The sequence below is a fragment of the Sphingobacterium paramultivorum genome, assembly GCF_014109745.1.
GTDB lineage: Bacteria > Bacteroidota > Bacteroidia > Sphingobacteriales > Sphingobacteriaceae > Sphingobacterium > Sphingobacterium paramultivorum.
This window is the reverse complement of sequence record NZ_CP058555.1, coordinates 2,788,961-2,815,607: the sequence shown is the minus strand read 5'-3', so window position 1 is coordinate 2,815,607 and position 26,647 is coordinate 2,788,961. Positions and strand designations below refer to the sequence as shown.

The following is a 26,647-nucleotide window of genomic DNA, read 5'->3' as shown; positions in this document are numbered from 1 at the left end:
CGATTTGTTTTATTTAACTTTTGGGAAATAATCTGTTTAATTAGCACTGCCTCGAACATAAGGTCAAATACTTCTTTTGCACAACGTATACTACACCTAAAAATAACGAATTGAATAATAGCTCGTTGGAACGATCAATTGGGCGTAGGATGGGAATGAATCAATAGAAGCGATGTTTCCGTAAGTGCCGGAACTGATTTGGATGCTGATAAATTGAATAAGTGGATTGGTATGTAGGTTTCCGTCAATTGGAATAAGGAAGCAAAAAAAAGGTTTTCAAACGGGGAGAATGAAAACCTTAAATAACCAATTATAAACCTAAATTATGATACAACAAAGATAGTGTGTTTATTACACTTTGTCAAGAATTATTTCAAAAAAAATTAAATCTTTTTGAAAACGATGCTCGAATTGTGCCCGCCGAAACCAAAAGCATTGCTCATCGCAGTCTGAACAGTTTTTTCTAGGGGCTGATTGATCACAATATGAATTCCCTCGGGAATATCGGGATCGATATTTTCGATATTAATTGTTGCCGGAATTACATTATTATTGATGGATTTTATGGCAATGATTGCTTCGATAGCGCCGGCTGCCCCAAGTAAATGTCCTGTCATTGATTTGGTGGAACTGACCCATAGATTATTTTGGTTTCCAAAGGCACGTTGTACGGCTTTAAGTTCGGCAATATCTCCAACTGGCGTTGAAGTCGCGTGGAGATTTAAATAGTCGAGCTCACTGGTATTAATTTTAGCCTCCTCCAAAGCCAGAGACATGGCTTTTGCTGCCGCTATCCCTTCGGGATGGGGAGAGGTCATATGATAAGCATCTGCGGTCATCGAAGCTCCGACAAGCTCTGCGTAAATTTTTGCACCTCTTTGCTTGGCATGTTCGTATTCTTCCAAGATGAGAGCTCCGGCTCCCTCACCCATGACAAAACCATCACGATCCCGATCAAAGGGTCTGCTTGCAGTCTGTGGGCTATCATGCCGGCTTGACATGGCTTTCATGGCAGAAAAACCGCCAACGGAAGCGGGGGTAATGGGGGCTTCGGAACCGCCGCTTATAAAGACTTTGGCTTTGCCGAGCCTAATGTAATTAAAAGCGTCCATAAAGGCCGTATTGGATGTGGCGCAAGCCGATACGGTAGTGTAATTGATTCCTTTTAAGCCATACTTCATTGAAATCATGCCTGAAGCCATATTGACGATAAGTCTAGGAACAAAGAAAGGGCTGAATCGTGGTTTATAATCTCCTGTCACATATCCTTCTACTTCTTTTTCGAAAGTTTCCATTCCACCCTGACCAACACCCCAGATGACACCGATATCAAATGGATCCATGGCATCGAGATCTAGTCCCGAATCTTCCATTGCCTGCGCTGCACTGTATAAAGCATATTGCGTAAAGAGATCACTCCGTTTAATCTCATTTCTATCTAAATATTTTTCAGGTTGAAAGTGTTTAATTTCACTTGCAATCTGTGTTCGAAACAACGAAGCATCAAAACGGCTAATGAGCGTTGTGTGGTTTTCGCCCCGCAAAATGTTATCCCAGAATATATCTATGTTTTCTCCCAGCGGGTTAATTGTTCCCATGCCAGTTATTACAACTCTTTTCATCTCTTTTTATTTTAATATAAACCTGTAAATATACCAAATGGTATTTGTTTTTGTAAGAAAATTAAGCCTTAATCTCCCGATCCACCATTTCCTTCATTTTATCCAATACAATGGCAAGATCTTTTCCTCGGCCGGAAATCTTGGAAAGCAAGATTCCGCCTTCGACCATCGCCATAAAGGTGATGGCATAATTTTCAGCAGAAATATGCTGTTTAAATTCACCGCTGGCAACTCCTTCTTCAAGAATTAGAATTAACCGCTGTCTCCAAAGGTCAAAGGAACGTCTGACTTTGGGGGTTAAAAAAGATAGCGAATCATCGGCCTCCACGGCCGCATTCATCATGGGACAACCTCCTGAAGCTGCGATATTTTTGAAATTGTCCTTGTAGAAATCTAGAAAAGACAAAAGCTTCTTTAGCGATGTTTTTTGCTGTATAATCTGCTGATTAACAGCTTCTGAAATTTTTCTACTCTGATAGGTATAGACATGGGTAGCTAGGTCATCCTTGTCCTTGAAATTACCGTAGATACTTCCTTTTGTTAAACCTGTCGCTGTCGTAATGTCCGAGAGTGAAGTTGCAAAGTAGCCTTTTTTATTAAAGATGGGCGCAGTCTTTTCAATGATATATTGTCGTGTCTGTTCTGCTTTTGACATGTTACTCCTGTTCTTTTAATGCAAATATAAAAAATACTTTTTGGTATATTAATAATTTGTGCAGGAATGCGTTAGAAATTGGTTTTATTTCGCCTTTGAAATACGATAGGTACAGCGGGGGGCATTTTCGATGATGTATTCTGTTCTGCAGATACGATATGCCGGACCGATGAGTTGCTGAAAATTATTCAGTTCTGAACGGCAAAATCCCTGACATTCGGTTGCTGCTGCACATATGGGACAATGATTTTCAATGAGAAGATAATCGTCAGCCTCTTTTTTCCATTCTGCCATATAGCCTTCCTCCGTTCTTTTTGTGGCTATAACTTCAAGTTTTTTTTCGATGGATTCAATGTCCGATAATGCGTCAGTATATTTTTGATATACTTTAGACTCCCGATCACTGATAAGTAGATCCAAAGCATTCTCGCCAAGAACTTGTTTAATCGACTGCAACAATTGTACTGTAATGTCGGCGTGACTATCTGGAAATCTTGCCATGCCCTGTGGTGACAGACTGTAATAAGTCGAGGGGCGGCCTATACCTTCGCTCCTGGCATTGGAGACGATCAGGTTTTGATTCGCGAGGTTCAATAAATGTTTACGGGCCCCTTCTTTTGTTATAGCCAACTCGGTTGCAATCAAAGCAGCAGTGGCTTCTCGGCGCATTTTTAATAACATTAATATTCGATCAGCTGGATTCTTCTGCATTTGACAATAAAAAAGTTGTTTTATAGACTATCAGCAAAGATAGTATTTTTATTTTTTGTTCTAAAATGTGGTTCAAACGCAGGTATATTCTTTTTTATTTAGTTTTATGACTTTAATAAAACAACTATTTAGTTGTTTTATTAAGATTGATTCTCTAGTTTTGACTTATCATAAAAACAATAAAACTATGTACAAATTTCAATTACCCCAGTTACAATATGCCTATTCGGCGCTTGAACCATATTTTGATCGCGAGACCATGACGATTCATCATCAAAAGCATCATCAAGCTTATGTTGACAATCTAAATAAGGCATTGGAAGGAACAGCAAGCGAAGCTGATGATCTATTGGATATATTAACAAGCGTAAGTAAATATAGCCCAGCAGTCCGCAATAACGGCGGCGGTCACTTTAACCATACGCTATTTTGGGAAATTTTATCGCCCAATCCAAAAACGGTACCCACAGGGAAGTTAGCCGATGAAATAAACGCTGCTTTTGGTTCTTTGGAAGAGCTCAAAGCCAAGATCAAAAATGCGGGTCTTGGGCAATTTGGTTCGGGCTGGTCTTGGCTCTATGTAAAACATTCTGGCGCTTTAGATATCGTAGCTACTCCCAATCAGGATAATCCGTTGATGGATACACAATCGATCGGCAGAGGTTTCCCTATTTTGGGAGTCGATGTTTGGGAGCATGCGTATTATTTGAAATATCAAAATAAAAGAGCCGATTATTTGGATGCATTTTGGTCGCTTTTGGATTGGTCTGTTGTTGAACAAAAATACGATGCTGTGATTGTAGGCTTGGTTTGATATGTTTATAAATAAAGTTGAAAACACGGGTATATTGGCTTTAGATCTAATTGATTTTAAAACCGATCTTGCTATCCTAAGTTTTGACATCAAAACATTGTTGTATCAGGAAGCAATCGTTAAAGAAAAAGAATTCAGAGAAGCTTTGGCGGCGGTAGACTGGTCTGCTTTTCGAAATAAGACGGTTGCCATTAGCTGTTCTGTGGACGCAATTATCCCGCCTTGGGTCTATATGGCCCTGGCGGAAAAACTTCATCCTGTTGCAGCGTATTACGATTTTAAGGCGATGGAGGATTTAGAAATAGACCTATGGATGCAGGCTTTACAAGCGATGGATTTGTCGCATTTTCAGCAGCAAAAAGTTGTCATACGGGCCCGTCCTAATATTCCGGCGTCACTTTATATGTTAGCGACAGAACGTTTGATTCCTATTGTCCAGACGTTGATGTATGGTGAGGTTGGTATGCCAAAAGTTATTTTTAAAAAAGGGAAAGTATAATGAAAGCATTAATATTCAATGGCGCCTTGGAAAGAAGGCAAGAATCTACATCGGGAAAATTGTCACACTATTTTTCCGACCAACTGAACCAAAAGGGCGTTGAAAGTACTATTTTTAATTTGGCTGATAGCGGAATACCCTTATTTGATTTGAGCCTCAATCGGGTGCCCAATGCTGTCAAGATTATGAATAATTTATTTCTTGAGGCAGATATACATTTTTGGTTGTCTCCACTTTATCATGGAAGTATTCCCGGTGTCATGAAAAACTGTTTGGATTGGCTTGAAGTCAGCGCTAAAAATAAACCGGCTTACCTGACGGATAAACATATCGGACTGGTTTGTTGGGCCGATGGTGTGCATGCACTACAGGGCATTAATGCAATGGATGCTATCGCGAAGTCGCTCCGCGCCTGGACATTGCCCTTTAGTGTGCCCATCATGAAATCTGCGCTTTTTGAGTCCGACAATCCAAATGTGCTGTCTTCGGCTTACCAGTGTAAGCTGGACTTGATGATCGATATAGCTACGAAAAAGAGTAGTGAATCTCGTTGATAAAAAGGCCTCTCGGTAATTCGAGAGGCTTTTTTATCAACGAGAGATGTTTTAGCCTATATTTAAATAGATTAGCCAAACCCTATATGGAAAATTAATTTCAAAAAAGTAGAAGAATATCTTTAGCAATTCATCGCGGAGATATATCTTTGTTTTTTGGACCCGCCATTTGATTACGCGGTTTTCCGATCTATATTTTCTATTGTCGACTTTGAAGAAGCCTCATCGACGGCAAATTTAGAGGTAGAGAGAAGTCTTTAACCACCATAAGACTTTCTTATTACATATTATGAAACCATTGGCTGAAAAGGCCCCATTTAGTTTAATTGTTTAAATGATTAAGATATTGGATTAATGATGTTTCAGTTGAGAGAGTTAACGAAGATAATTGCCTTTTTTATAGTATACTTTACTGTACATGCTGTAGCTGCACAGAGTTTTTTGCCATTGGATGAAAATAAATATCGATCTGACGCGGAAAAATTATTGCTGTCGAGTTCGGAGGACAGTGTGAAAGCAATGCAGCATTTCTATTTGGCAGATTACTATAGATTTAGAGATACAACCAAATTTTGGGATCATATGCAACAGGGGGAGCGGTTAGCCAAACCGTTCCGGAGCTTACAGGCGATGGGGGCACTTTACAAAAGCTTTTATTATGGGCAATTTCTGGATAGTAAAAATGCAGGAGTTGAAGCGCAACGATGTGTAGACCTCCTTGGAAATGCACAAAAGCCTTTTCAGCAGGGGCTTTTGGCCAAAGCTTGGTATAATCTGGGCTTAATTCGATTTCCTAAAAAAGGATTTGCTGATTTTCTGGATATCCTTAACGGGAAGTGTCTGCCTTATGCGAAAGCACATGATCCCATCATGGAAGGTAGTATAAATACGATGATCGGCATGACGTTTATGTCGTCCAATCAGCTTGCAAAAGCTGATGAATACCATCAATTGGCCATAAAACAGCTCGAGCAGCAACCGCCGAGTGCTGCACTTGTGGTGGCTTATCTCAATACAGTCAGTAATTATTGTTATCAGGTGAAATCCAAAGAAGCAAGAGTACTGTTGGACAAAGTCAAACAGCTCCTGAACGATTACCCGAATTCTTCTCAATTACCCAACTACTATTACAATGAAGCGCTTTATTTTACCACAAAGCAACAAACTGATGAAGCCCTTCGCCTGTTGGATATCGGTTTGGATTGGGCGGTGAAAATGAACAATTGGAAATTATTTCAGATGATGCGGTTCAGAAAGTTTAATGTGTATCTCTTGCAGAAAAAGTATGCTGATGCTAAACTGCAGTTGGAGGAAATCGTGAAAAATGGATTATTAACGCGAGATCTCTACAACAGTAAAATTGTGTACAGTCAACTGGCGGGTGTGAATGAGCTGATGGGTAATTATCAGGATGCGCTGAAGATGTCCAATATGGCAAATAAACTATCCGATAGTATTCAGAAGGTCCAATTGCTGGAAAAAATGAATGAGATGGAGACGAAATATAAGACCGTTGAAAAAGAAAAAGAAATTTTGAATCTACGCGCAGAAAAGGACCGTAACCAATTTCGGATTTTTCTCGTTTTGGGTATTGCCGTTTTGCTTTTTTGTATTGTGCTTTTTGTTGCTTTTTTCTATCGAAAACAACGGAATCTCAATACACAGATTCAGCTCAACCACGAAATCGTGTTGGACAAATTGGAAAAGGAAAAACAGCTGCAAATTTCGGAATCTATGCTCAAGGGGGAGCAGCAGGAGCGTCAGCGTATAGCCCAAGATCTGCATGATAGCATAGGAGGTATGTTAACAGGTCTAAAATTTAAGATTGCCGGCGATGTAGCAAGTGGTACACTCTTGACTGATGAAGTGCCGCAGAAGTTGAACGACATCTTAGGCGAAGTAAGACGGATATCCCATAATCTAATGCCCGAATCGTTGCGTCAGTTTGGATTAATAGCAGCATTGGAGCAATTGTGTATAACAATGAAAAATAGTCATGTTTCGATCCAATTTGAAAACTATGAACCTGAATTGAATGTGGATTTTCAAAAAGGATTGGCCATATATCGAATTGTTCAAGAGGCTATTTCAAATGCATTAAAGTATGCAAACGCAGATGCAATTATCGTTCAGGTAAGTAAATCGGACGAAGTACTGCATATCCTCGTTGAGGATAATGGCAAAGGCTTTGATTCCGCTGTGTTAAATTATGGATTGGGTTTAAATAATATGGTCAATAGGGTTAAATGGATCAATGGATCAATTGATATTCAGAGTAAGCTTGGATCCGGAACTCAAATCGAAATTGGTGTAACTGTTTAAATAGGCTGAGTCATGAAGATAATTGCAGTGTTAGACGATCATCCTTTATTGTTGGAAGGTGTTGCCTCTTTTCTTAATAATCAGGATGGGTATCTCGTATATCCCTTTTTGGAAGAGATTGCGTTAATTGAATTTTTAAAGGTCACGAAAGCGGATCTCATACTTATGGATATGCAACTGTTGCAGACAAATGGAGTAGATGTCTGTACTCAGGTGAGGAAACTGTTTCCTATGATTCCTATTGTTGCATTGAGCAATTTGGCCGATGGTAACCTTATTTTTCAGTTTATGCAGGCTGGTGGAAATGGCTATATCTTAAAGGATGTTACCAACGATGAATTCTTGGGCTGTGTACAGCTCGGGCTGGACGGCAAAGAAGCAATTTGTGATCGGGCAAACGAACTTTATCGTGGTGCAATTTCTACGATCGGCAATCTACCCAGGCTTACACAGCGTGAAAAAGAGATTTTGACTTTGATCTCCAATGGACTTACCACCAACCAGATTGCCGAGCAGTTATTTTTAAGTCCAGTTACTGTGGAAACGCATCGGCGCAATCTCCTGACTAAATTTAAAGTTAAAAATATGATTGAACTTGTACAGCTTGCGATGAAACATAAGTTGTTGGGATTCGAATAGAGACCGCTCTTAGTGTTCACCGTAACCGACGTCATCAAGCTTACCTTTGAAGACCCTAAATTGGATAATAAAATAAGCAACCACCAGAATTGCTGCAAATATAAACCAGCCTAAACCTACTGAAAGGCCATATTCGTGCGCTGCGGCATTTTGAACAGTCAAGGAAGGATTTATGTCATTCGTTGAAGGTAATAATATAGGGAACATGGAAGCAACGGTGGTGGCAAAGCTCCCCAGTATAAACAGGGATGAAAATAGGAAGCCAATACCATCTTTCTTAAAGGTCTTGATCCAAAATTGCCCAAGTAATCCAACGGCTGCAATCAAAGGGAATATCCACAGCCAATAATGATTTTGAAGATTGTTTAAGGAGATGGGTTTCACATAATGCCATACATAGGCCGATAGTATGACGAGAATAAGCAAGACAAAGTTGAGTTTAAAAACAATATTCTTTAATCTAGTATTTAGTGTGCTGGATGTTTTCAGAATGACCCAGCCTGCACCGTGGATTGTTAATGTAACGACGGCAACTAAACCTAATATGATGGTGAACCAGTCTATAATGCCTTGATGTTGGGCTAGTGGGTCAAATGTCGGATTCCAAAGTGCTAAAAAGAAATAATGTGGCTCTTGGGTCGATACACCATTTTCTACCATACCTAGGTTTACTCCGCGAACGACATTGCCTAGGGCAGCGCCAAAGAAAAGTGCCAGCAACAGGCTTGCTAGACCGAAAGCTTTATCCCATAAAGCCTCCCAAAGTCGATGGTGAACCTGACCTCTGAGTTCAAGACTTATCGCTCTAAAAATAAGCAGCCATAATACAAGCATGAGCGGCAAGTAAAATCCACTGAAAGAGGAGGCATAAAGTGTTGGGAAAGCAAAGAATAGGACACCGCCGGAAGCGATGAGCCAGACTTCATTGGCATCCCAAAACGGCCCAATCGCGTTAGTAACAGCTTTTTTCTCCTGTTCGGTTTTAGCAAAGAATAGATGGACAATTCCCGCCCCAAAATCGTACCCATCGAGTACGATATAAATTCCCAGCATGAAAGTTAATACGATAAACCAGAATATTTCCATAGCTAATTAGGTTAATGCAACTGTCGTTTCAGGACCTTTTCTAATGATCTTCAAGACTAACATCAGAAATAACAAACCCAAAAGAATGTATAAACCGACGAAGCCGAGAAAGGTAAATAATGTATTTCCAGAAGATACGGTAGGGGATACACCGTCTACCATGCGCATGAGATTATAAACTAGCCAAGGTTGTCGTCCCAGTTCCGCCGTATACCAGCCTGCAGTATTCGCGATGTAGGGGAAAGGAATCATAAACATAATGATCCACAACAACCATTTCGTTTGATACAACCTTTTCCGCCAAAGCAGTAGGGCTCCAAGGACCATAATGCCAATGAATGTGGTACCCAGACCTACCATGATGTGATAACTGTAATACAGTCCGGGCACGTTGGTTGGATGTAAGGACTGGTCAAATTCATTTAATCCTTTAATTTCTGCATCCCAACGCTGGTAGGTAAGGAAGCTCAATACATTCGGTACGGCTATTTTATTGTCCAGTTTTTTGTTTTCCATGTCCGGTTGACCGATCAGAATAATCTCTGATCCGCCTTTCTCAGTTTTGAAAATTCCCTCCATGCCAGCAAAGGCTGCGGGCTGATATTTGACTACGTTTTTGGCTGCAAGGTCTCCTGTAGGAAACGCCAGCATAACGGAGGAAATAGCGCCAAAAATAACGCCGCTTTTAACGAATATCTTTCCAAACTTACTATGCTTGTCACTTAACAGATAGAATGCTCCAATAGAAGCAACGAAAAACGAGCTGGTCACCAATGAAGCGGCTTGATTATGTAGATAAGATGGCCATAACCATGGATTACTGAATAATGCACTAAAATTGTTCAGTACAAATTTGCCGTTTTCAAGAATCTCATACCCAACAGGATGCTGCATCCAGGAATGCGTGGCGATAATCAGGAAACCACTGGCCCAAGATCCAATAAAGACCATGAGTCCGGATAAAAAATGGAGCTTATGCCCCAGCAACTTTTCTCCAAAAAGAAACATCCCTAGAAATGAAGATTCCAGGAAAAAGGAAAACATACCTTCCATGGCTAAGGTCTGTCCGATAATACCACCGGTAAGTTCAGAAAATTTGGCCCAGTTGGTACCAAACTGAAATTCCATGGGAATGCCTGTTACAACGCCCATGGTGAAATTTAGCGCAAAGATTTTCATCCAAAACTTGGAAGCATGGTTGTAGTCTTCATTTTTTGTTTGCAGAAATTTCCATTTGAAATAGACGATCATTAAGGATAAACCCATGGTCAATTGAGGGAATAAATAATGGAATGTAATTGTAAATGCGAACTGAAGTCGATTATAGAGAATCATATCTTCCATGTAGCCGAAGTTTTGGTTAAAAGACAGTTAAATATAGCCATTTTATTTGCGTATATATCCATGAAACTGTTTTATTTTTTGATAAAATAACTGGTTTTTTATTGTTTTCTGTCTTAAGTGTAAAATCTGAAACTCAACACAAGGCATCCACCGCTGTAATCTCTTTTTTATCTTATCTTCGTCCGAATTTAAGATAATGACGGAAGGGTAGAAGAGCATTAGGGAAATGAAAAAAGTGCTAATTTTGATGGGTGTTTTATTGATCCCCATACTTTTTATTATACTGAATAATACAGGGCGGGGAACAGTCGCTAAAGATAATATTGTGTTTCGGGATAAATTATCTGATTACAATTTATTCAAGGGCAAAATTGCTGATCTCGTTCCAAATGACCAAGGTGTTTCTTATGAATTAGCTTCAGCCTTATTTACAGACTATACCGATAAAAAGCGTGTCATCTTTCTTCCTAAGGGAGGAAAAATGATCGCGTCAGACGATGGTTTGCCCAGTTTTCCCGACGGTACCATCATTGCCAAAACTTTTTTTTATCCCCCGAGAGATGCGGTAGGCGATTCGAGACAACGGCTGCTTGAAACGCGGCTTTTGATTCATAAAGACGGACAGTGGAACGCAGCTACCTATCAATGGAATGCGACCCAAGATGAAGCTTTTCTGTTGATGGACAGTGCTTCCGTGCATGTCTCATTTTTGGACAACAAAGGTGTCGAGCGACAAACAAATTATATTATTCCTTCACGAAAGGATTGTATGTCATGCCATCGACAAGGAAATCATCTGCTCCCGATAGGTCCGAAGATCAGAAATCTAAACCGGATAATCGTTCACGATCGTGACAGCATCCAGCAACTAGTCCGGTTGACCCAGATGGAAGCGCTCGATCTGAAATCGTTGAAAGTTTCCAATAGTTTAGCTAGTTATGAAGATATTGGTCAATCGACTGCAAATCGTGCCCGAGCTTACCTGGAGATCAATTGCGCCCATTGTCACAACCCTAAAGGAACCGCTTATATGACCATGCTGGATCTGAGGTATGAAAGCCCGTTGAATGAAACTGGGATTTGGTTGAAACAAGCTAAGATTATTGGACGGATGTCTACATTGGGAGAGATGCATATGCCTCAAAAGGGAACTACTGTACTTCATGAGGAAGGAATAATACTGATTAAAACCTATCTAAAAACACTACAATAGAAGCTTCTTGCTTATCCCTAATCGATAATCTTTTAAGCCTACCAGCTCGCATTTATAGCCTCGCTGCATATCCTATTTATTTCTTTTAATAAAATCTATAGAATTGGTAGATTATATTAAAATTACTTCTATATTTGTGAGAAGATAACAGGTCGCGGTTGAAAACATGCATTACTTTCAGCGTGGCGAATTAACACATTATTATGGAACATATCAATATTAGTAAAAGCACATTTTTCGTAAGTATTACTGCAAAGTCTTTGAAGGCTAAATCCCCTTATGTAAGAAAGATGCGAATGTGCCATATAGGATAATTTCCCTTATCTTTTCTCAAACTGACAGCAGGGGAAGCGCTCGCTTCCCCCCATGTCTTCAAAATAAAAACAAGTTTTCGATTGGCGTTGGCACTTGTTCGTATTCACCATTAACACTTTATCTATGAAAAATCTTAGGGTACTCCGGTATTCTACCTTGTCGCTATGTTTACTATTATCTGGCGTTGGGCACCAGGTATACGCGCAAACAGATGTTAGACCAATTATCAACGCATCCTTATCGGGATATGTATATGATAGCCAGCTTAAACAACCTCTTGAAGGCGTAACCATTCAACTTGAAGCTGTAACTCACGTTGTTACAACAGATCAAAAAGGTTTTTTTCAAATTGTAACGGGACAGAAATTACCCTTTTCCATTACACTCTCGCGCATTGGTTATAAGAAAAAGACCGTGTTAGTTTCCGAATCTCCCACGAAAATTGAATTGGATCCAGTTACCCAGGACCTTGATGAGGTGGTCGTTGTTGGCTATGGAACACAGAAAAAAATCTCGTTGACCAATTCAATCGCCAGTATTGATGGCGATAAACTGACGAAAAGACCGGTTTCTAATACCCAGCAAGCTTTACAGGGCCTATTGCCGGGGGTAACTGTGCAGGACCTTGGTGGAAAACCAGGACAATCAGCTGCCAATATTCGAATCAGAGGACTGACTACATTTAATACCAATTCGAGCAGCACCAGTGGATATGATCTCAGCAAGAATAATGCTTTGGTCATCGTGGATGGAATCGAACAACCCTGGTCCAAGTTAAACCCCAATGATATCGCCTCAATTTCAGTCCTGAAGGATGCGGCTTCCACGGCGATATATGGATCACGCGCGACCAACGGCGTAATTATTGTAACCACCAAAAGTGCAAAATCTGGACATGTTGTGATTGATTATAATGGCTATTACGCTTTGCAGAAATCAATTAATAAGCCCAAGCAAATGGATGCCGTATCCTACCTCCAATTGCAACAGGACGCCTACCGTAATGCGGGATTGGCGGTGCCAGCGCGATTTAGCGACGAATCCATTACGGCTTACCAAACGGCAACTGATCGTGAAAAATATCCTTTACCGAATACATGGTTTGACACGCTGTTGAAAACAGCTCCTCAACAAGACCATGCCTTGTCATTCGCTGGTGGAAATGAGATCCTGCGCTCTAGATTGGCGGTTCGTTATAACAAGCAGGATGGTATTATTGAGCATTATGGTGCTGAATTGGCGGATATCCGGCTAAATAACGATTACAAAGCAACCTCTTGGCTTAATTTTACGGGAAGTATAAACTACCGATATAGCAAAGCCGCCGAGCCCGGACGTGATCCGATCAATAACTTTCTCCATGGCTCGATGTGGGTGGTGCCTAAATATGATGATGGTACCTACGGATTAAGTACACAAGGAAATAATCCTTTAATGTTGATTGAAAAAAGTGGTTTTAAAAAGGTAAATGAAAACTACCTAAGCTCCAATGTTAAAACGGACATTCAATTAGCGAAAAATTTGTTGTTTACCTCCCAATTTGGTGTTAGGGTAAATTTCAATAACAGCAAAACCTTTTTGAACGCTTTTGACAATAAAGACCGAAATACGGGGATAGTAAAGAGCTTTCCGATCAATTCGTTAACCGAAATTCGTGATAATAGCAGCGAGTATACATGGAACAACCTGTTGACCTATCAGTTGACGACTGGGCCAAATCATATCAAGGCATTAGCTGGGTATTCACAGATTCACAATTACCAAAATTATCTTACCGCCTATCGCGAACGATTCTACAACAATGACATTACCTCTATTGGACAGGGGGCTGACGACGCTACAAAGAATAATAGCGGCTATGATGTGCAATATGGCTTGCGCTCTTTTTTTGGTCGGGTAAACTACGATTGGAAAGGCAAGTACCTGCTTGAAGTGAACGGTCGCTATGATGGTTCATCCCGTTTTACGGGAGACAAACAATACGGTTTTTTCCCTTCGGCATCAGCAGGATGGCTACTATCCAAGGAAGAGTTTTGGAAACCCATAGGAAGTTGGTTCAACGAATTCAAGTTGCGTGCTTCCTGGGGAAAGACGGGAAACCAATCTGTCGACTTGTATAGTTATTATTCGGCCTTAATTGCAGCAGGATATGATTTTGGGGGTAAATCTGTACAGGGTTATCGGCTGGACAGTTATGCCAATCAGCAATTGGGTTGGGAGTCTACGACACAGTATGACTTGGGTTTGGATGCCGCTTTCCTAAACAATCGCTTGACGTTTACCTTGGATTATTATAACAAGGTTACCGACGATATTTTACTGAATCTGGATATTCCCGCCGTTTTGGGATTAAAACCTTCGCCCCAAAATGCTGGAACGGTACTGAATCGCGGCTGGGAATTCAGTGCAAATTATCAGCGAAGACCCAATGCTCCTGGGGCTTTTGCGTACCAGCTGAATGCAAATTTTAGTATCAACCATAATGAAGTAACAGATCTAAAAGGTACAGGACCCTATATCGCAGGGTCGGATATTGACCCAAGGTATATCATTGCCAAAGGACTCCCTATCAATGCCCTTTGGGGATATAAGACAGACGGTATCTTTCAGTCTGCGGAGGAAATTAAAGCTTATGGTGCTACGTATGCCACCAATACGAAGCCCGGAGATGTGAAATATGTGGATTTGAATGGCGACGGTATAATCAATGCAAATGACATGGCCGCCATCGGAAACTCCTTTCCCAAATATACCTTCGGAATTAATGGGAGTTTCAGTTTTAAAAATTTTGATCTTGATCTCCTTTTTCAAGGGGCGGCGAAAGTCGATACGCGATTGTCAGGTGCTTTGGCGGAGATGGGAAATCAGGAAGGGTTTACACATGAAATATTTACAGGCAATTATTGGACACCGACACATACCGATGCACGCTTTCCGCGTGTGGTCAAATATGATTTGCGCAATGTCGCAACGTCGGACCGTTTAGTGGTCAATGGTTCTTATCTGCGTTTGAAAAATATACAGGTTGGGTATACAATACCCCTAAATGCAATCGGAAAGACAGCAATCAACAAACTACGGGTATACCTATCCGCGACAAATTTATGGACAATTTCAAAATTGAACGAATGGAATTTGGATCCCGAAGCGGAATCTGGTCGAGCAGTATATTATCCGCAAACTGGACTTTATACACTGGGAGTTAATTTGACCCTGTAGTGTGATTGTTACTATACTATTTAATTGAAAACTCATGAATTTTTACAAATATCTATATCAAAAAGGAAACTGGATTTTCAGTTTCGGACTGTTTTCGCTTATGCTGATGGGCTGTGATAAGAATCTGTTGGATGCCGTACCAACTGATCGTCTGTCAGAAAATATATTTTGGAAGAGCCAAGCCGATGCGGAGCTTGCTGTAAATGCGCTCTACAATGATCTTGATGGAGCGGAAATCTTCTTTTCAGATGCATTGACGGACATAGCGCATGTCAATCAGCCTTTCGCTGTGGATGCGTATATCGAGCTTGGTACTTATGACGCTTCAAGCTCCCGATTGTACAATACCTGGAGTAGTGCCTATAAAGGAATCGGTGCGGCCAATTACTTTTTGGCGAATGTTGGTAAAATCGAGGGCAGCCGGGATGAAGCACTAATCGCCAGATTTATCGGCGAAGCTCGTGTGTTAAGAGCCTATCAATATATCAAATTGGCCTATTTATTTGGCGGGGTACCTTTGGTAAAAGCCCCGCTGACCTTGGAAGAGGGAAGGGCGGTACAACGCGCTGACCTTAAAGAAATTTACAATTTTATTGACACCGAATTGGAACTGGCTGCGGCAAGTTTGCCTGAAAGCTATTCCAGTAACGATATCGGGCGCATAACTCGTTGGGCCGCATTGGGCCTGAAAGCACGGTCAGATTTATATGCAGGACGATTTGCAGCAGCAGCAAAAGCCGCAAAAACGATTATCGATAGCAAACGATTTGAGCTTTACCCCCTGTATGCAAATCTGTTTACGTATGCGGCTGAAAATAACAAAGAGGTGCTGTTGGATAAGCAATTTCTGGAAAATATATACACGCAAAGTGTTTTTAACCTCTTAGCCCCCTATAGCCAGCAAAATGGGCAGAGTACCTATGTGCCTACCAAAGCCTTGACAGATAGTTACGAGACTTCCAGTGGGTTGGTAATTACGGATGCCAATAGTGGTTATGATCCCAAAAATCCCAATAAAAATCGCGACCCGCGGCTTGCTTTTTCAATTTTTTTGGATGGCGATCCGCTTCCCAATGGAGCTATTTTTCATCCGGCACCCAATAGTGGGACTGCTGATGCTGTGGGGAGTACTTATATTGCTTCCACAACAGGTTTCAATATAAAGAAGTATATCGATAAAAAAGATTTGGCAAACCCCTCAAAAAGTGGATTGAATATCATGCTATTGCGTTATGCTGAGATATTATTGACCTATGCGGAAGCAAAGATTGAGCTCGGCGAAATTGATGGCAGTGTTTACGATGCCATTAACCAAATTAGAAATTCACGAACAGATGTAAAACTTCCAATAATAAGTAATCAAGTAAATCAGGAACAACTTCGCCAGTTGGTTCGTCGCGAGCGTACAGTGGAACTGGCATTTGAGGGATTGCATCTCGCGGATATAAGACGATGGAAAACTGCTGAAAAGGTTGTTCCTGGTAAAGTGTATGGCATCACGTATCAAAATAATAACGGAGAGGCAGTTGTCGTTGAAGCAGCCTCCGAAAGCCGTGTTTTTGATGCGAAAAAGCATTATCTCTGGCCCATCCCACAACGGGAAATTAACCTCAATCCGAATCTAAAACAGAATCCAAATTGGTAAAAATTGTTATCTTGTGACACGATTCCAATTAACTCATACAAATATGATGCGATACACTAAACTTATGACCTCTATGGCTTTATTTTTACTGGTGGCTTTTGCCAATGCCCAGCAAAAAAAGCCTAATATTATCTTGATTCTGACCGATGATCTTGGTTATAGCGACATTGGTTGTTATGGAAGTCCGAATATCTCAACGCCTTTTTTGGACTCGATCGCCAGTAAAGGCGTGAGAGCAACAAACTTTATGGTTTCTACGCCCTCGTGTACACCGTCGAGAGCTTCTTTATTAACCGGAAGATATGCTTCCCGTTATAATCTTCCCGCGCCGATCGGTCCAGGCTCCAATTTAGGCTTGCCTGATGACGAGGAAACGATTGCCGAATTATTAAAAAAGGTAGGCTATAGAACTGCGTTAATTGGGAAGTGGCATTTAGGGGATAAACAGACTTACCATCATCCTAATCAACAAGGCTTCGATTCTTTTTATGGCATGCTGTATAGCCATGATTATCGCGATCCTTATGTAAAAACAGACTCTGTCATTAAGATCTTTAGGAATCGGAAACCCGAAGTCGTTGCGCCCGATGATTCGGACCTGAGCGCACTTTATCACAAAGAAACGGTGAAGTTTATAGAAGACCAAGATAAAGATCATCCATTCTTTTTATACTATGCGCATAATTTCCCGCATCTTCCTTTGGCATTTGCCAACAAAAAGAACCGATTTGCAGATCAGCAAAATGCAGGCCCACTTGGTGCGGTGATGCAGGAGTTGGATCATAATTTTTCGGAGCTCTGGAAAGCGGTTGAGCGAAAAGGCCTCGCCGATAATACCATTTTGATTTTTTCAAGTGACAATGGTCCCTGGATATCCTATCCATCGCGGATGTCTGACGATCATGCCACAAAAAATTGGCATGTGGGTACTGCTGGAGTCTTCAAAGGTTCGAAAGCCGAAACAACAGAAGGTGGTGTCCGCGTACCTTTCATTGTTTATGGCAAAGGCTATGCGCAAGAAGGAAAAGTTATTCGGCAGGCAATTAGCAACTTGGATGTGTTGCCTACTATCGCCAAATGGACTGGTGCATCATTACCGAAGAAATCCATTGATGGCCAAGCTATCGATTCTTTGTTGAATGGTAAATCGGAAGATTTAAAAACAGCACATAGACCGATATTTTTGGTGAATTATGGACATGTTGAGGCTGTTCGGTCAGGCGACTGGAAGTATCGGCGGGTAGCAGGCGGAGTCAATCAGATTTCGGGCAAACCCTATGATGCTATTGAAGAATTACATAACATTGCCTGGGATCCGAGTGAAAGAACAAATATTTTAAAGGATTATCCAGAAAAAGCGGCGGAATTGCGCGTATTGTTTGAAAGCTTTGATGGGAATATGAAATAGGTAGAACTAACAATGGTTAACAAAAAAACAAGGCGGCCCTTAGGAAATAAGGGCCGCCTTGTTTTTTTATACGGATGCAATAGATTTAAAGCAATTCAAATTCTTTTTCTTTTACATCGCGACTGTTCGGACCAATATAGACTTTGAAATTCCCTGGTTCAGCAACATAATTGAGGTTGTTGTCGAAAAATTTAAGATCGTCTACTTTGATATTAAAGTTTACGGTTTTTTGTTCTCCTTTTTTGAGGAATATTTTTTGAAACCCTTTTAATTCTTTTACGGGACGAGTAACAGAGCCAACTAAGTCCTGGATATAGAGTTGCACCGTTTCTTCCGCATCATAATTTCCGGTATTACTGATGTCGACACTTGCTTGAATAGTACCTTTTTCATCGATTGTGTTGCGGTCAAGACGGATGTCACCATAGGTGAAAGTTGTATAACTTAGTCCATAACCGAAAGGGTAGAGTGGGGAATTGCTTACATCGAGATAATTAGATTTGAATTTTTCAAAATCGCCCGAGTTTCCATAAGGCCTGCCGGTATTTTTGTGTGCATAATAGATCGGAATCTGACCAACATTGCGTGGGAAGGTGGCCGTAATCTTACCTGAAGGAACGACGTCCCCAAATAAAACATCGGCTACTGCTTTTCCTGTTTCCGTTCCACCAAACCAAACGTTTAATATCGCGGGCACGTGAGCGTCTTCCCAGGTGAGCGTTAGCGGCCTACCTGTAAACAATACCAGTACAACTGGTTTTCCTGTTGCTAATAGTGCTTTTAACAGATTTTGTTGATTTTTCGGAATATCCAGTTCTGAGCGACTGGAGCTTTCACCTGACATTTCAGACGCTTCACCAAGTGCGGCCACAACGACTTCGGATTGTTGGGCAACTTTCAGGGCATCTGCAATGATCTCTTCTTCTTTTCGGGAATCGCGTGCTATGGTGCGGCCGAACATGGTTGCGTGGTTTTGGTAAATCGGATCCTCCAACAGATTACTTCCGAGATGGGTAAGTATATTTACTTTATTGCCTAACACGACCTTCATTCCCTCCACTAAAGAGGCTGTTTTGTCCAATTCAGCACTGACACTCCAGGTTCCGGGCATATTTGGACCTGAATTGGCTAATGGGCCAATGACAGCAACTGTTCCTGTTTTTTTTAATGGAAGCACTTGGTTTTCGTTTTTCAACAAAACAAATGACTTTGCTGCAATTTCTCTGGCTTTGGCATGATTGGCAGCCGATCCGATCACAGTTTTTGCACGTTTTTCGTCACAATAGCGATAAGGGTCGTCAAATAAGCCTAATTTATACTTGGCTTCCAAAACAAAACGGCAAGCCCTGTCAATATCCGCAATTTTGACTCTTCCAGCATCCAAAGATTTTTTTAGCGTCGTCAGAAATCCTTCACCGACCATATCCATATCAACGCCAGCATTCAGGCTTAAAGCAGAGACCTGCTGGAGATCACCAAGACCGTGTGCCGTTAATTCGTTTACAGCAGTGTAATCGGTTACGACCAATCCTTTAAAGCCCCATTGCTTGCGTAAGACATCAGTCATTAACCATTTGTTTGCCGAGGCAGGGACTCCATTGATATCGTTAAAAGAAGTCATAATACTTCCCGCTCCAGCATCTAAAGCCGCTTTGTAAGGTGGTAAATATTCATTGTACATGCGATGGAGGCTCATATCGGTGCTGTTGTAGTCACGGCCACCTTCAGCGGCACCATATAAGGCGAAATGTTTGACACAGGCTATCATGGTGTTGTGTGCTGCCAGGTTATCCCCTTGGAAGCCATGGACGATGGCTTCGGCAACCCGAGAGCTTAGATAGGTATCTTCACCTGCACCTTCGGAAATACGGCCCCAGCGTGGATCGCGCGAGATATCTACCATGGGCGAAAATGCCCAATTAATTCCATCGGCGGTCGCTTCTTCGGCTGCTATACGTGCAGATTGTTGAATCAAGTTCATGTCCCAGGTAGCGGCAAGACCTAAAGGAATTGGGAACACCGTACGATACCCGTGAATAACATCCATCCCAAAAATGATGGGTATTTTTAACCGGGATTGCTTGATCGCTATTTCCTGTGTTTTGCGGATTTTCGCAGGTGTACTCATGCTGAAAATCCCACCGATTTGACCATTTTTAATTTTCGCTTCTACACCGGTGGATACTGTGGTTCCAGTTGTCGCTTCACCACCGGTTACCAAGTTAAGTTGACCAATCTTTTCGTCGACAGTCATCTTAGCCATAAGCTGATCAATGAACGTGTCCATTTTCTGATTGGATTGCGCTGGACTTGTATGCCAGGCGAGCAATGCAAGAAGGAAAGTACTTACTACTTTTTTCATCGTATTATTTTTTTGTGCGCATGGATTTTGCTTCCCTCGCTACATGGTAAGTTTATATAAAGCGCTCAAGATGACTCTTGAACCTCTTTGATGGGATGTCCTGTTGTTTTCGTGGAAGGAACCATTCTCAACGTGTGACGGATTGAAAATGATTCCACAGACCACTATTTTAAATAAGGACTTGTAAAACCGAGTTTCTTTAGCCCTTGTTGAATTTCTGGGGCCTGCATAAATAGCTCCCAGATTTTACCTGTTCTATAGTTTTCGATCATGACAATAATAGGCCCCTGATCGATGGCTAGATAACGTTGTGGATACCAATTTGCCGTTTCACTGTAGGCATCATAGTAGCCATATTTACCCCAGACTTTATTGCCGAGTTGTTTGTCTAGGTATTGTGCAAACTGAATGCTTTCATGTGGGGTGTAAGGCATGGATGACAAAGCTGCTGTCGGCGAGATCACGCCAGGGTCGTTGTCTGGGTGATGTGCATCGTAGCCGTTGATGGAATAGCTGGCCGTCCAGCCCCAGCCTTTATCCGAACCATAACCTTTATAACCTTTTGGGTTCAGATCTGCATAGGCCAAATTTATCTTGGCATGGTTGCTTGTCGCTTCCCAATAATCTGCATATTGGTCTTTTAATCCTTTGGGACTCAATCCTAAATAGGAGTAATGTTCCCAGAATAGCGGGCCCACTTCACCTTCTTTGGCATTGTGCTTCAGCACGAGCGGAATATCGTATTTTTTAGCGGAACTTTTAATGGCCCCAGATCTTGCCCAGCCCTCATGATACACTTGGGGGGCAATAGGGTAAGTAGGAGAGGAGGCTGCTAAAATATAGGTAATAAGACATTCGTCGTATCCTCTGACGGGATGATTTTGCTGGAAGTTAAATTTTGGACTCCAATGCCAATAAATAACATTTTGTCCATTTGTGTAATGATTCCAATTGATTTCTTTCCATAGTTTATCTGCCTTTTGAGAAACCAAATGGGCGGAATCACCTTTATCTTTTAGATATTCCCGAATGGCGATTAGGCCTTGGGCTAAGAATGCAGTTTCAACAATGTCGCCGCCATTATCTTTTTCACTGAAGGGTTTCGCTGTACCCAGTTCTCCATCGTACCAATGTGCCCAGGCTCCTTTAAACCGTTCGATTTTGCCTAGATAATCCATGATGTGATCCAGCTTTTGAACACCTTGTTCCTGACTGATAAACCCACGTTCCATGGCGACAATCATACCCATGAGCCCGAAGCCACTACCACCTATGGTCACGACATTGCGATCATTTTGCGGATAAACACCATCCATATGGATGCGTTCCCTGGCGAGACCGGAAGTAGGTTCGGCACCTTCCCAAAAATATTGAAATGTATGTTGCTGAATAGTTGTTAATAGCGAATCTTCATTGATTTTGCTTCCATCGGTTGAATCAATCTTTGAGGGACTGTCTGGACTGCTATTAGTAGCGTTTTGGCATGAACTGCTGAGAATAAGCGCCAAAGCTATACCGCTAAGTGCTGGATATGCTATTCGTTTTCTCATGGATATGTTGTTTAATTCTTGAAAAAATGTTCAAACGACCATAGGTCGTTTGAACGGAGTTATTTTGTATAAATGATTACCAACCGGTATTTTGAGGCATTTCTGGCGTTTGGATACGTTGATTCTCCGGAATTGGAAAAAGCATCATTTTATCCTGGAACGTTTTTCCATTGGCTGCCATGGCAGTTTTTCCCTGTTTTGTACGAATTAAATCAAACCAACGGTCGTGCTCAAAAGCTAATTCAAGGCGTCTTTCTTTCCAGATCAACTGACGGAGCTGTGCTTGGTCGGTTGTCGTTACATTGGCTAATTTTACGCGTGTCCGTACCATATTCAATGCATTCAGCGCTTCGTTGCTATTGCCAGCCTCATTAGCAGCTTCGGCCAGGATAAGATAAATTTCACCCAGACGGAGGTAACGTACGTTCTTATCACCATCTGCAGCTCCTCCATTTGCAGACGAATACGCTTTTTCATTGTACATGGGATTTTCTACACCATTGTCAATAAGACGGCCATCGTACAGGGTTTCACCCCTGAAAATAATCGTTGCATCGCGACGGATATTGTCTTTTTCGGCATTGAAGGCATCCAATAAGTTTTGACTTGGGATATTAAAACCCCAGCCTAAGTTGACCGCTCCTCCACGAGGTGCCTGTACTTGACTATATTGTTGGATACCATGTGCGATAGAGGTACCCCTTGCTTGAAATTCAAATAATGATTCGGGGCCATTTTCCCCCGCTAAACGCCAAATTGTTGCGTAATCCGGTTCGAGACTGTATCCTCCAGATGTGATGACAGTTTTCGCCATATCAGCAGCTTGTTGCCATTTGCTTTGATACAAATAGACTTTTGACATTAATCCTTGTGCAGCACCTTTGGTTGCTCTACCTAAATCTTTTGCAGCATAAGCAGATTTGAGTGGAAGATTGTCGATAGCAAATTGTAAATCAGCTTCAATATAAGCGTAAACTTCAGCTGCGGGTTCTCTTTTTATTAAATCACGTTCTTGAATAGGAACATCGCCCCATCCACGCACAAGATAGAAGTAGTTCAATGCACGTAGAAAACGGGCTTCGGCAATCAATCTGTTTTTATAAGCTTCGTCTGTCAATCCAAATTTTTCTGTGTATGCAATAGCTTGCGTAGCCCGCCCAATAGATTTATACCAACGTGTCCACATGGAAAGAAAGGAACCTGTTGTTGAAGTGTAAGTCAACTCGTCTAAACTTAGTTTATCACCACCGGCATCTGTAGCTGAGCTACCTTTATCCGCATTATCGGAAATCATGTCCGTGATACCGATGTAAGAGAAAGAATAATCCCAATCAGTAAACATTCCATATACACCATTGACAAATTGCTCGGGTGTGTAGATTTCTTCACTGTCTTCGGCTTCAACATATTCTTTAGAAGGTACATCTAAGAAGTTGTTGTCTTTACAGCCTTGCAATGCAATGCCCCCACTAAGAAGAATTGCTATATAAAGTTTGTTAATTTTCATTGTCTTCAAAACTAAGGTGATTAAAATTGCATGTTAAGTCCAAATAAGAAATTACGTGTCGTTGGATAAGCTGAAAGCTCAATACCAGAAGTTAAATTTGGACTACCGTCGCCTGAAAGTTCAGGAGAGAAACCACTATAATTCGTAAATATAAATGGATTCTGTGCAGTAACATATAATCTTAGTTTAGATCTCGAGCTATATAAGTTGTTGAAAGTGTATCCTACGGTGATATTATTGATACGGAAATAAGCGCCCGATTCAAGGAAATAACTGGAAGCCCAATATGCTCTTTCTGCACCAGGATGCTCATTGGTTGAACCTGCGCCAGTCCAGCGATTTTCAAAAGTTGACAACGCGATATTCTCACCCGCATTGGAACGAACACTATTTAAACCATTGTAAACCTTATTGCCTGCAACACCATATCCGGAGACATTAAAATCAATAGCTTTGTAATTAACACCAACATTGATACCATATGTTGAAGTCGGTAAAAATGATCCAAAGAAAACCTTGTCGCGGGAATCGATGACACCATCTTCATTTTGATCCTTGTACTTCAGATAGCCAGGTTTTGCAGCGCCAAACGATGGGTAATTTTTTACATCTTCAGCGTCTTGGAAGACACCATTTGCTTCAAACATCCACCAGCCATAGATCGGTTGTCCGACACGAAGTTGTTTGGTAATCTCCCCATTATTTAAACTACCTCCAGTAGCACGGTCATAGGCAGGAACCACTTCTGTTACTTTGTTTTTGTTATAGGCATAATTGACGCCAACGGTATAACTGAATTCAGGATTAATGCTTTTGTTCCAATTTAAAGCTACTTCAACTCCTTGATTCAGCACTTTGGCACCATGCGCATAGAAATTTTTCTCTGAAGGAGAAGTGTAAGTTGGCGTTACATCAAGAATAGTATTGGTATTTAGCTTATGATAGTAGTCAATGGATCCTGAAAGCTGATTGTTTAGAAACGCAAAGTCTACGCCAGCGCCTGTTTCTCTGGTTACTTCCCAGGTTAGATTCACGGCAGGAGTACCATAAGCACTACCATAGACCATATTCTGTTCAGGACCGAAAACGTAGTTGTAATTTGAACTTTCTGGATTTGTTAAAATTGTGGATACATTTAACGGGATATCTTGGTTACCTAATTTACCCCAGTTTCCGCGCACTTTCAATAAATTAATCCAGCTGGCATCTTTCATAAAGCTTTCGTTGGTTACCGTCCAGGCCAATCCAACGGAAGGGAAAGTACCCCAATATTTTCCTGTATTACGGAATACGCTTGATCCGTCACGGCGCAAGGTAGCCGTTAAGTAGTATTTGCTATCGTAATTGTATTGTAGTCGACCAAAATAAGACGCTAATGCCCTTGGTGTGTAATAGGTTTGTAAAGAGACAATACCATAATCATTAGTGCCCTTGGCTAAGTTAATATTCCAATACTGCTCTTGTTCAGGCACATTATAGCCAGTTTGGCTATTCATGCTATTAATGTCGTATTTCTCACGTGACATCCCCACAACCGCCTCAATATGATGCTTGTCAAAATTCTTGTTGAAGGTCAAGAAATTCTCGATAGACCAACGGAATTGTTCCAAATTTTCATATTTCAGACTATTGTCTACATAGTCAAGGGCTTTTGGATTGTTTTCCTTTAATTTGATGAAATCAGATTCATTCAATAACGTATTTGCATTTAACCATTGATCTTTTACATTATTAAAAATCCGTTGTTTCGAATAAAATTTATTCCCGCCAATACGCGAATTGATTTTCAGATAATCCGTAATCTTGAATTCTCCCTCAAAACTTCCCTGTAGACGGAGCGTATTTGTTCTTTCATTTTGACGTAAAACCTCATACACTGGATTTCCAATTGAATTTAAGTTTCCGATGGCTTGCCCAGGAGCTGCCTCAATACCGGCAACACCAGTTGTTGTATTTACACGACCTAAACCGTAACGGCCATTATCAAACATCACGGGAGCCAGCGGTGACTGACGATAAGCCGTGGTGAAAGCACTATAGGGCTTGGGGGTTGCGTTTGTTAATGTAAGATTTAAATTTTGGCTGAACTTTAGGCGATTGTTTAAAAATTTATATACGTTGTTATTGCGTATGGTATTTCTTACAAATTTGGAGCCATCAAGAATACCATTTTCGGTATAATTGTTTGCTGATACGAAGTAATCAACTTTCTCAGTTCCGCCAGAAATATTAACGGAATTATTAAATACAGAACCTGTATTTAATAATTCGTCATACCAATCTGTATTATATTTTTGATTCTCTGCTAAACGGTACGATCCATTGGTCGAGGTTAGGTATTCATTGGCAAATGTTCTAAACTGATCAGCATTTGCCATTTTCACACGATTGAGGACATTTTTTATGCCTGCAAAGCTTTCATAATTGATGTTTGTCGTCCCCGTTTTACCTTTCTTCGTGGTCACGATAATAACACCATTTGCAGCCCGAAGACCGTAAATAGATGCAGAGGATGCATCCTTCAAAACATCCATAGATTCAATATCTGATGGGTTGATATTATTAATATCTGTTTGTGCAATTCCGTCGACAATATAGAGTGGATTCCGTCCTGATAATGCCGTTCCTAAGCCCCTGATAATTACATTTGGTGAGGAACCGGGTGCTTCATTTGCAATAATATTGATACCTGCAGCTTTACCTTGGATGGATTGCATTGCCGACATAGCAGGTTGCTTTGTGATATCGGATGATTTCAAGGAGCTGATCGATCCTGTCAGATCCGCTTTCTTTTGTGTACCATAACCGATAACCACAACCTCTTCCAATGCTTGATTTTGATTTTCTAGGAATACATTGAGTTGCGTTTGATTACCAATGTATACGGTTTGTGTGCGATAACCCAGAAAGTTAAAGACCAATGAGTCGGTAGGAGAGGCGTTGATTTGAAATTTCCCCGTTGCGTCGGTTTTTGTAGATACTGCTTTCCCTTTGATACTAATGGTGACGCCAGGCATGGAGATCATGCTTGTGCCATCTTTGACCACTCCTTGTACCGAAGTTTGTCCATAGGCAACCGATACGACCATGGATGTCAAAAATAATGCGGATAGATTCCTCATATCGTTAATTTTTGGTGTTTGTTTAAAATACAGTTGGTTATTTCCCTGAGGCAAATATGT

General features: G+C 41.1%; 18 protein-coding genes. 9 read left to right on the top strand and 9 right to left on the bottom strand.

The features are described 5' to 3' along the window. Positions 1 to 383: 383 nt before the first annotated feature. The 3 genes from fabF to HS960_RS12105 all read right to left on the bottom strand — a co-directional run bounded on the left by fabF (position 384) and on the right by HS960_RS12105 (position 2,988). The gene (gene fabF, locus HS960_RS12115; RefSeq protein WP_159728879.1) at positions 384 to 1,622 is read right to left on the bottom strand and encodes a beta-ketoacyl-ACP synthase II; all 1,239 of its coding nucleotides are present in this window, start codon (positions 1,620 to 1,622) and stop codon (positions 384 to 386) included. A 61-nt stretch (positions 1,623 to 1,683) separates the two neighbouring features. Further along, complete coding sequence (locus tag HS960_RS12110; RefSeq protein WP_075991866.1) at positions 1,684 to 2,277, bottom strand: TetR/AcrR family transcriptional regulator; 594 nt, start codon at positions 2,275 to 2,277, stop codon at positions 1,684 to 1,686. A gap of 84 nt (positions 2,278 to 2,361) precedes the next feature. Further along, positions 2,362 to 2,988 carry a helix-turn-helix transcriptional regulator gene (locus HS960_RS12105; protein WP_159728877.1) on the bottom strand — a complete coding sequence of 209 codons (627 nt, stop codon included), beginning with the start codon at positions 2,986 to 2,988 and terminating at the stop codon, positions 2,362 to 2,364. Positions 2,989 to 3,175: 187 nt separating this feature from the next. Here HS960_RS12105 and HS960_RS12100 point away from each other — a divergent pair, with 187 nt between their 5' ends. The 5 genes from HS960_RS12100 (at position 3,176) to HS960_RS12080 (ending at position 7,816) form a co-directional block, all read left to right on the top strand. Next, positions 3,176 to 3,802, top strand: coding sequence for a superoxide dismutase (locus tag HS960_RS12100; RefSeq protein ID WP_159728875.1), 627 nt, complete (start codon positions 3,176 to 3,178; stop codon positions 3,800 to 3,802). 1 nt (position 3,803) lies between these two features. Then, a complete protein-coding gene (locus tag HS960_RS12095; protein ID WP_159728873.1) occupies positions 3,804 to 4,301 on the top strand; it encodes a DUF2480 family protein in 498 nt (165 codons plus the stop codon). Next, positions 4,301 to 4,855 carry an NADPH-dependent FMN reductase gene (locus HS960_RS12090; RefSeq protein WP_159728871.1) on the top strand — a complete coding sequence of 185 codons (555 nt, stop codon included), beginning with the start codon at positions 4,301 to 4,303 and terminating at the stop codon, positions 4,853 to 4,855. Before HS960_RS12095 ends, HS960_RS12090 begins: the two co-directional genes overlap by 1 nt. A gap of 354 nt (positions 4,856 to 5,209) precedes the next feature. Next, positions 5,210 to 7,177 carry a sensor histidine kinase gene (locus HS960_RS12085; RefSeq protein WP_159728869.1) on the top strand — a complete coding sequence of 656 codons (1,968 nt, stop codon included), beginning with the start codon at positions 5,210 to 5,212 and terminating at the stop codon, positions 7,175 to 7,177. Between the two features lie 12 nt (positions 7,178 to 7,189). Continuing rightward, positions 7,190 to 7,816, top strand: coding sequence for a LuxR C-terminal-related transcriptional regulator (locus tag HS960_RS12080; RefSeq protein ID WP_182332798.1), 627 nt, complete (start codon positions 7,190 to 7,192; stop codon positions 7,814 to 7,816). A gap of 9 nt (positions 7,817 to 7,825) precedes the next feature. On the opposite strand, the gene cydB is transcribed toward HS960_RS12080, so the two are convergent. Together cydB and HS960_RS12070 are read right to left on the bottom strand one after the other, a co-directional pair. Further along, positions 7,826 to 8,902, bottom strand: coding sequence for a cytochrome d ubiquinol oxidase subunit II (gene cydB / locus HS960_RS12075; RefSeq protein WP_159728864.1), 1,077 nt, complete (start codon positions 8,900 to 8,902; stop codon positions 7,826 to 7,828). Positions 8,903 to 8,908: 6 nt separating this feature from the next. Beyond that, positions 8,909 to 10,246: a cytochrome ubiquinol oxidase subunit I gene (locus tag HS960_RS12070; protein ID WP_182332796.1), complete on the bottom strand. Its 1,338-nt coding sequence runs from the start codon at positions 10,244 to 10,246 to the stop codon at positions 8,909 to 8,911. Between the two features lie 226 nt (positions 10,247 to 10,472). On the opposite strand from HS960_RS12070, the gene HS960_RS12065 reads away from it, so the two are divergent. From HS960_RS12065 to HS960_RS12050, 4 genes are all read left to right on the top strand, one after another. Continuing rightward, positions 10,473 to 11,459, top strand: coding sequence for a hypothetical protein (locus tag HS960_RS12065; protein ID WP_182332794.1), 987 nt, complete (start codon positions 10,473 to 10,475; stop codon positions 11,457 to 11,459). Positions 11,460 to 11,897: 438 nt separating this feature from the next. After that, complete coding sequence (locus tag HS960_RS12060) at positions 11,898 to 14,993, top strand: SusC/RagA family TonB-linked outer membrane protein (protein ID WP_159728859.1); 3,096 nt, start codon at positions 11,898 to 11,900, stop codon at positions 14,991 to 14,993. Between the two features lie 34 nt (positions 14,994 to 15,027). Then, the gene (locus HS960_RS12055) at positions 15,028 to 16,638 is read left to right on the top strand and encodes a RagB/SusD family nutrient uptake outer membrane protein (protein WP_200845599.1); all 1,611 of its coding nucleotides are present in this window, start codon (positions 15,028 to 15,030) and stop codon (positions 16,636 to 16,638) included. A gap of 73 nt (positions 16,639 to 16,711) precedes the next feature. Then, on the top strand, positions 16,712 to 18,046 hold the full coding sequence (locus HS960_RS12050) for a sulfatase-like hydrolase/transferase (protein ID WP_228280306.1): 1,335 nt from the start codon (positions 16,712 to 16,714) through the stop codon (positions 18,044 to 18,046). Between the two features lie 85 nt (positions 18,047 to 18,131). Here HS960_RS12050 and bglX read toward each other — a convergent pair whose 3' ends face one another. The 4 genes from bglX to HS960_RS12030 all read right to left on the bottom strand — a co-directional run bounded on the left by bglX (position 18,132) and on the right by HS960_RS12030 (position 26,587). After that, complete coding sequence (gene bglX / locus HS960_RS12045) at positions 18,132 to 20,408, bottom strand: beta-glucosidase BglX (protein ID WP_182332790.1); 2,277 nt, start codon at positions 20,406 to 20,408, stop codon at positions 18,132 to 18,134. A 164-nt stretch (positions 20,409 to 20,572) separates the two neighbouring features. Further along, a complete protein-coding gene (locus HS960_RS12040; protein ID WP_159728853.1) occupies positions 20,573 to 21,958 on the bottom strand; it encodes a glucoamylase family protein in 1,386 nt (461 codons plus the stop codon). Positions 21,959 to 22,034: 76 nt separating this feature from the next. Next, on the bottom strand, positions 22,035 to 23,465 hold the full coding sequence (locus HS960_RS12035) for a RagB/SusD family nutrient uptake outer membrane protein (protein WP_159728851.1): 1,431 nt from the start codon (positions 23,463 to 23,465) through the stop codon (positions 22,035 to 22,037). A 20-nt stretch (positions 23,466 to 23,485) separates the two neighbouring features. Beyond that, positions 23,486 to 26,587: a SusC/RagA family TonB-linked outer membrane protein gene (locus tag HS960_RS12030; protein WP_182332788.1), complete on the bottom strand. Its 3,102-nt coding sequence runs from the start codon at positions 26,585 to 26,587 to the stop codon at positions 23,486 to 23,488. Positions 26,588 to 26,647: the final 60 nt, after the last annotated feature.

What these genes read in the sequence shown, in the direction of transcription:
- HS960_RS12050 (WP_228280306.1), top strand. Translation starts at nt 16,712, where the DNA reads ATGGCTTTATTTTTACTGGTGGCTTTTGCCAATGCCCAGCAAAAAAAG.
- HS960_RS12035 (WP_159728851.1), bottom strand. Translation starts at nt 23,465, where the DNA reads ATGAAAATTAACAAACTTTATATAGCAATTCTTCTTAGTGGGGGCATT.
- cydB (WP_159728864.1), bottom strand. Translation starts at nt 8,902, where the DNA reads ATGGAAATATTCTGGTTTATCGTATTAACTTTCATGCTGGGAATTTAT.
- HS960_RS12095 (WP_159728873.1), top strand. Translation starts at nt 3,804, where the DNA reads ATGTTTATAAATAAAGTTGAAAACACGGGTATATTGGCTTTAGATCTA.
- HS960_RS12110 (WP_075991866.1), bottom strand. Translation starts at nt 2,277, where the DNA reads ATGTCAAAAGCAGAACAGACACGACAATATATCATTGAAAAGACTGCG.
- HS960_RS12105 (WP_159728877.1), bottom strand. Translation starts at nt 2,988, where the DNA reads ATGCAGAAGAATCCAGCTGATCGAATATTAATGTTATTAAAAATGCGC.
- bglX (WP_182332790.1), bottom strand. Translation starts at nt 20,408, where the DNA reads ATGAAAAAAGTAGTAAGTACTTTCCTTCTTGCATTGCTCGCCTGGCAT.
- HS960_RS12040 (WP_159728853.1), bottom strand. Translation starts at nt 21,958, where the DNA reads ATGAGAAAACGAATAGCATATCCAGCACTTAGCGGTATAGCTTTGGCG.
- HS960_RS12030 (WP_182332788.1), bottom strand. Translation starts at nt 26,587, where the DNA reads ATGAGGAATCTATCCGCATTATTTTTGACATCCATGGTCGTATCGGTT.
- HS960_RS12070 (WP_182332796.1), bottom strand. Translation starts at nt 10,246, where the DNA reads ATGGAAGATATGATTCTCTATAATCGACTTCAGTTCGCATTTACAATT.
- HS960_RS12100 (WP_159728875.1), top strand. Translation starts at nt 3,176, where the DNA reads ATGTACAAATTTCAATTACCCCAGTTACAATATGCCTATTCGGCGCTT.
- HS960_RS12085 (WP_159728869.1), top strand. Translation starts at nt 5,210, where the DNA reads ATGATGTTTCAGTTGAGAGAGTTAACGAAGATAATTGCCTTTTTTATA.
- HS960_RS12090 (WP_159728871.1), top strand. Translation starts at nt 4,301, where the DNA reads ATGAAAGCATTAATATTCAATGGCGCCTTGGAAAGAAGGCAAGAATCT.
- HS960_RS12055 (WP_200845599.1), top strand. Translation starts at nt 15,028, where the DNA reads ATGAATTTTTACAAATATCTATATCAAAAAGGAAACTGGATTTTCAGT.
- HS960_RS12060 (WP_159728859.1), top strand. Translation starts at nt 11,898, where the DNA reads ATGAAAAATCTTAGGGTACTCCGGTATTCTACCTTGTCGCTATGTTTA.
- HS960_RS12065 (WP_182332794.1), top strand. Translation starts at nt 10,473, where the DNA reads ATGAAAAAAGTGCTAATTTTGATGGGTGTTTTATTGATCCCCATACTT.
- HS960_RS12080 (WP_182332798.1), top strand. Translation starts at nt 7,190, where the DNA reads ATGAAGATAATTGCAGTGTTAGACGATCATCCTTTATTGTTGGAAGGT.
- fabF (WP_159728879.1), bottom strand. Translation starts at nt 1,622, where the DNA reads ATGAAAAGAGTTGTAATAACTGGCATGGGAACAATTAACCCGCTGGGA.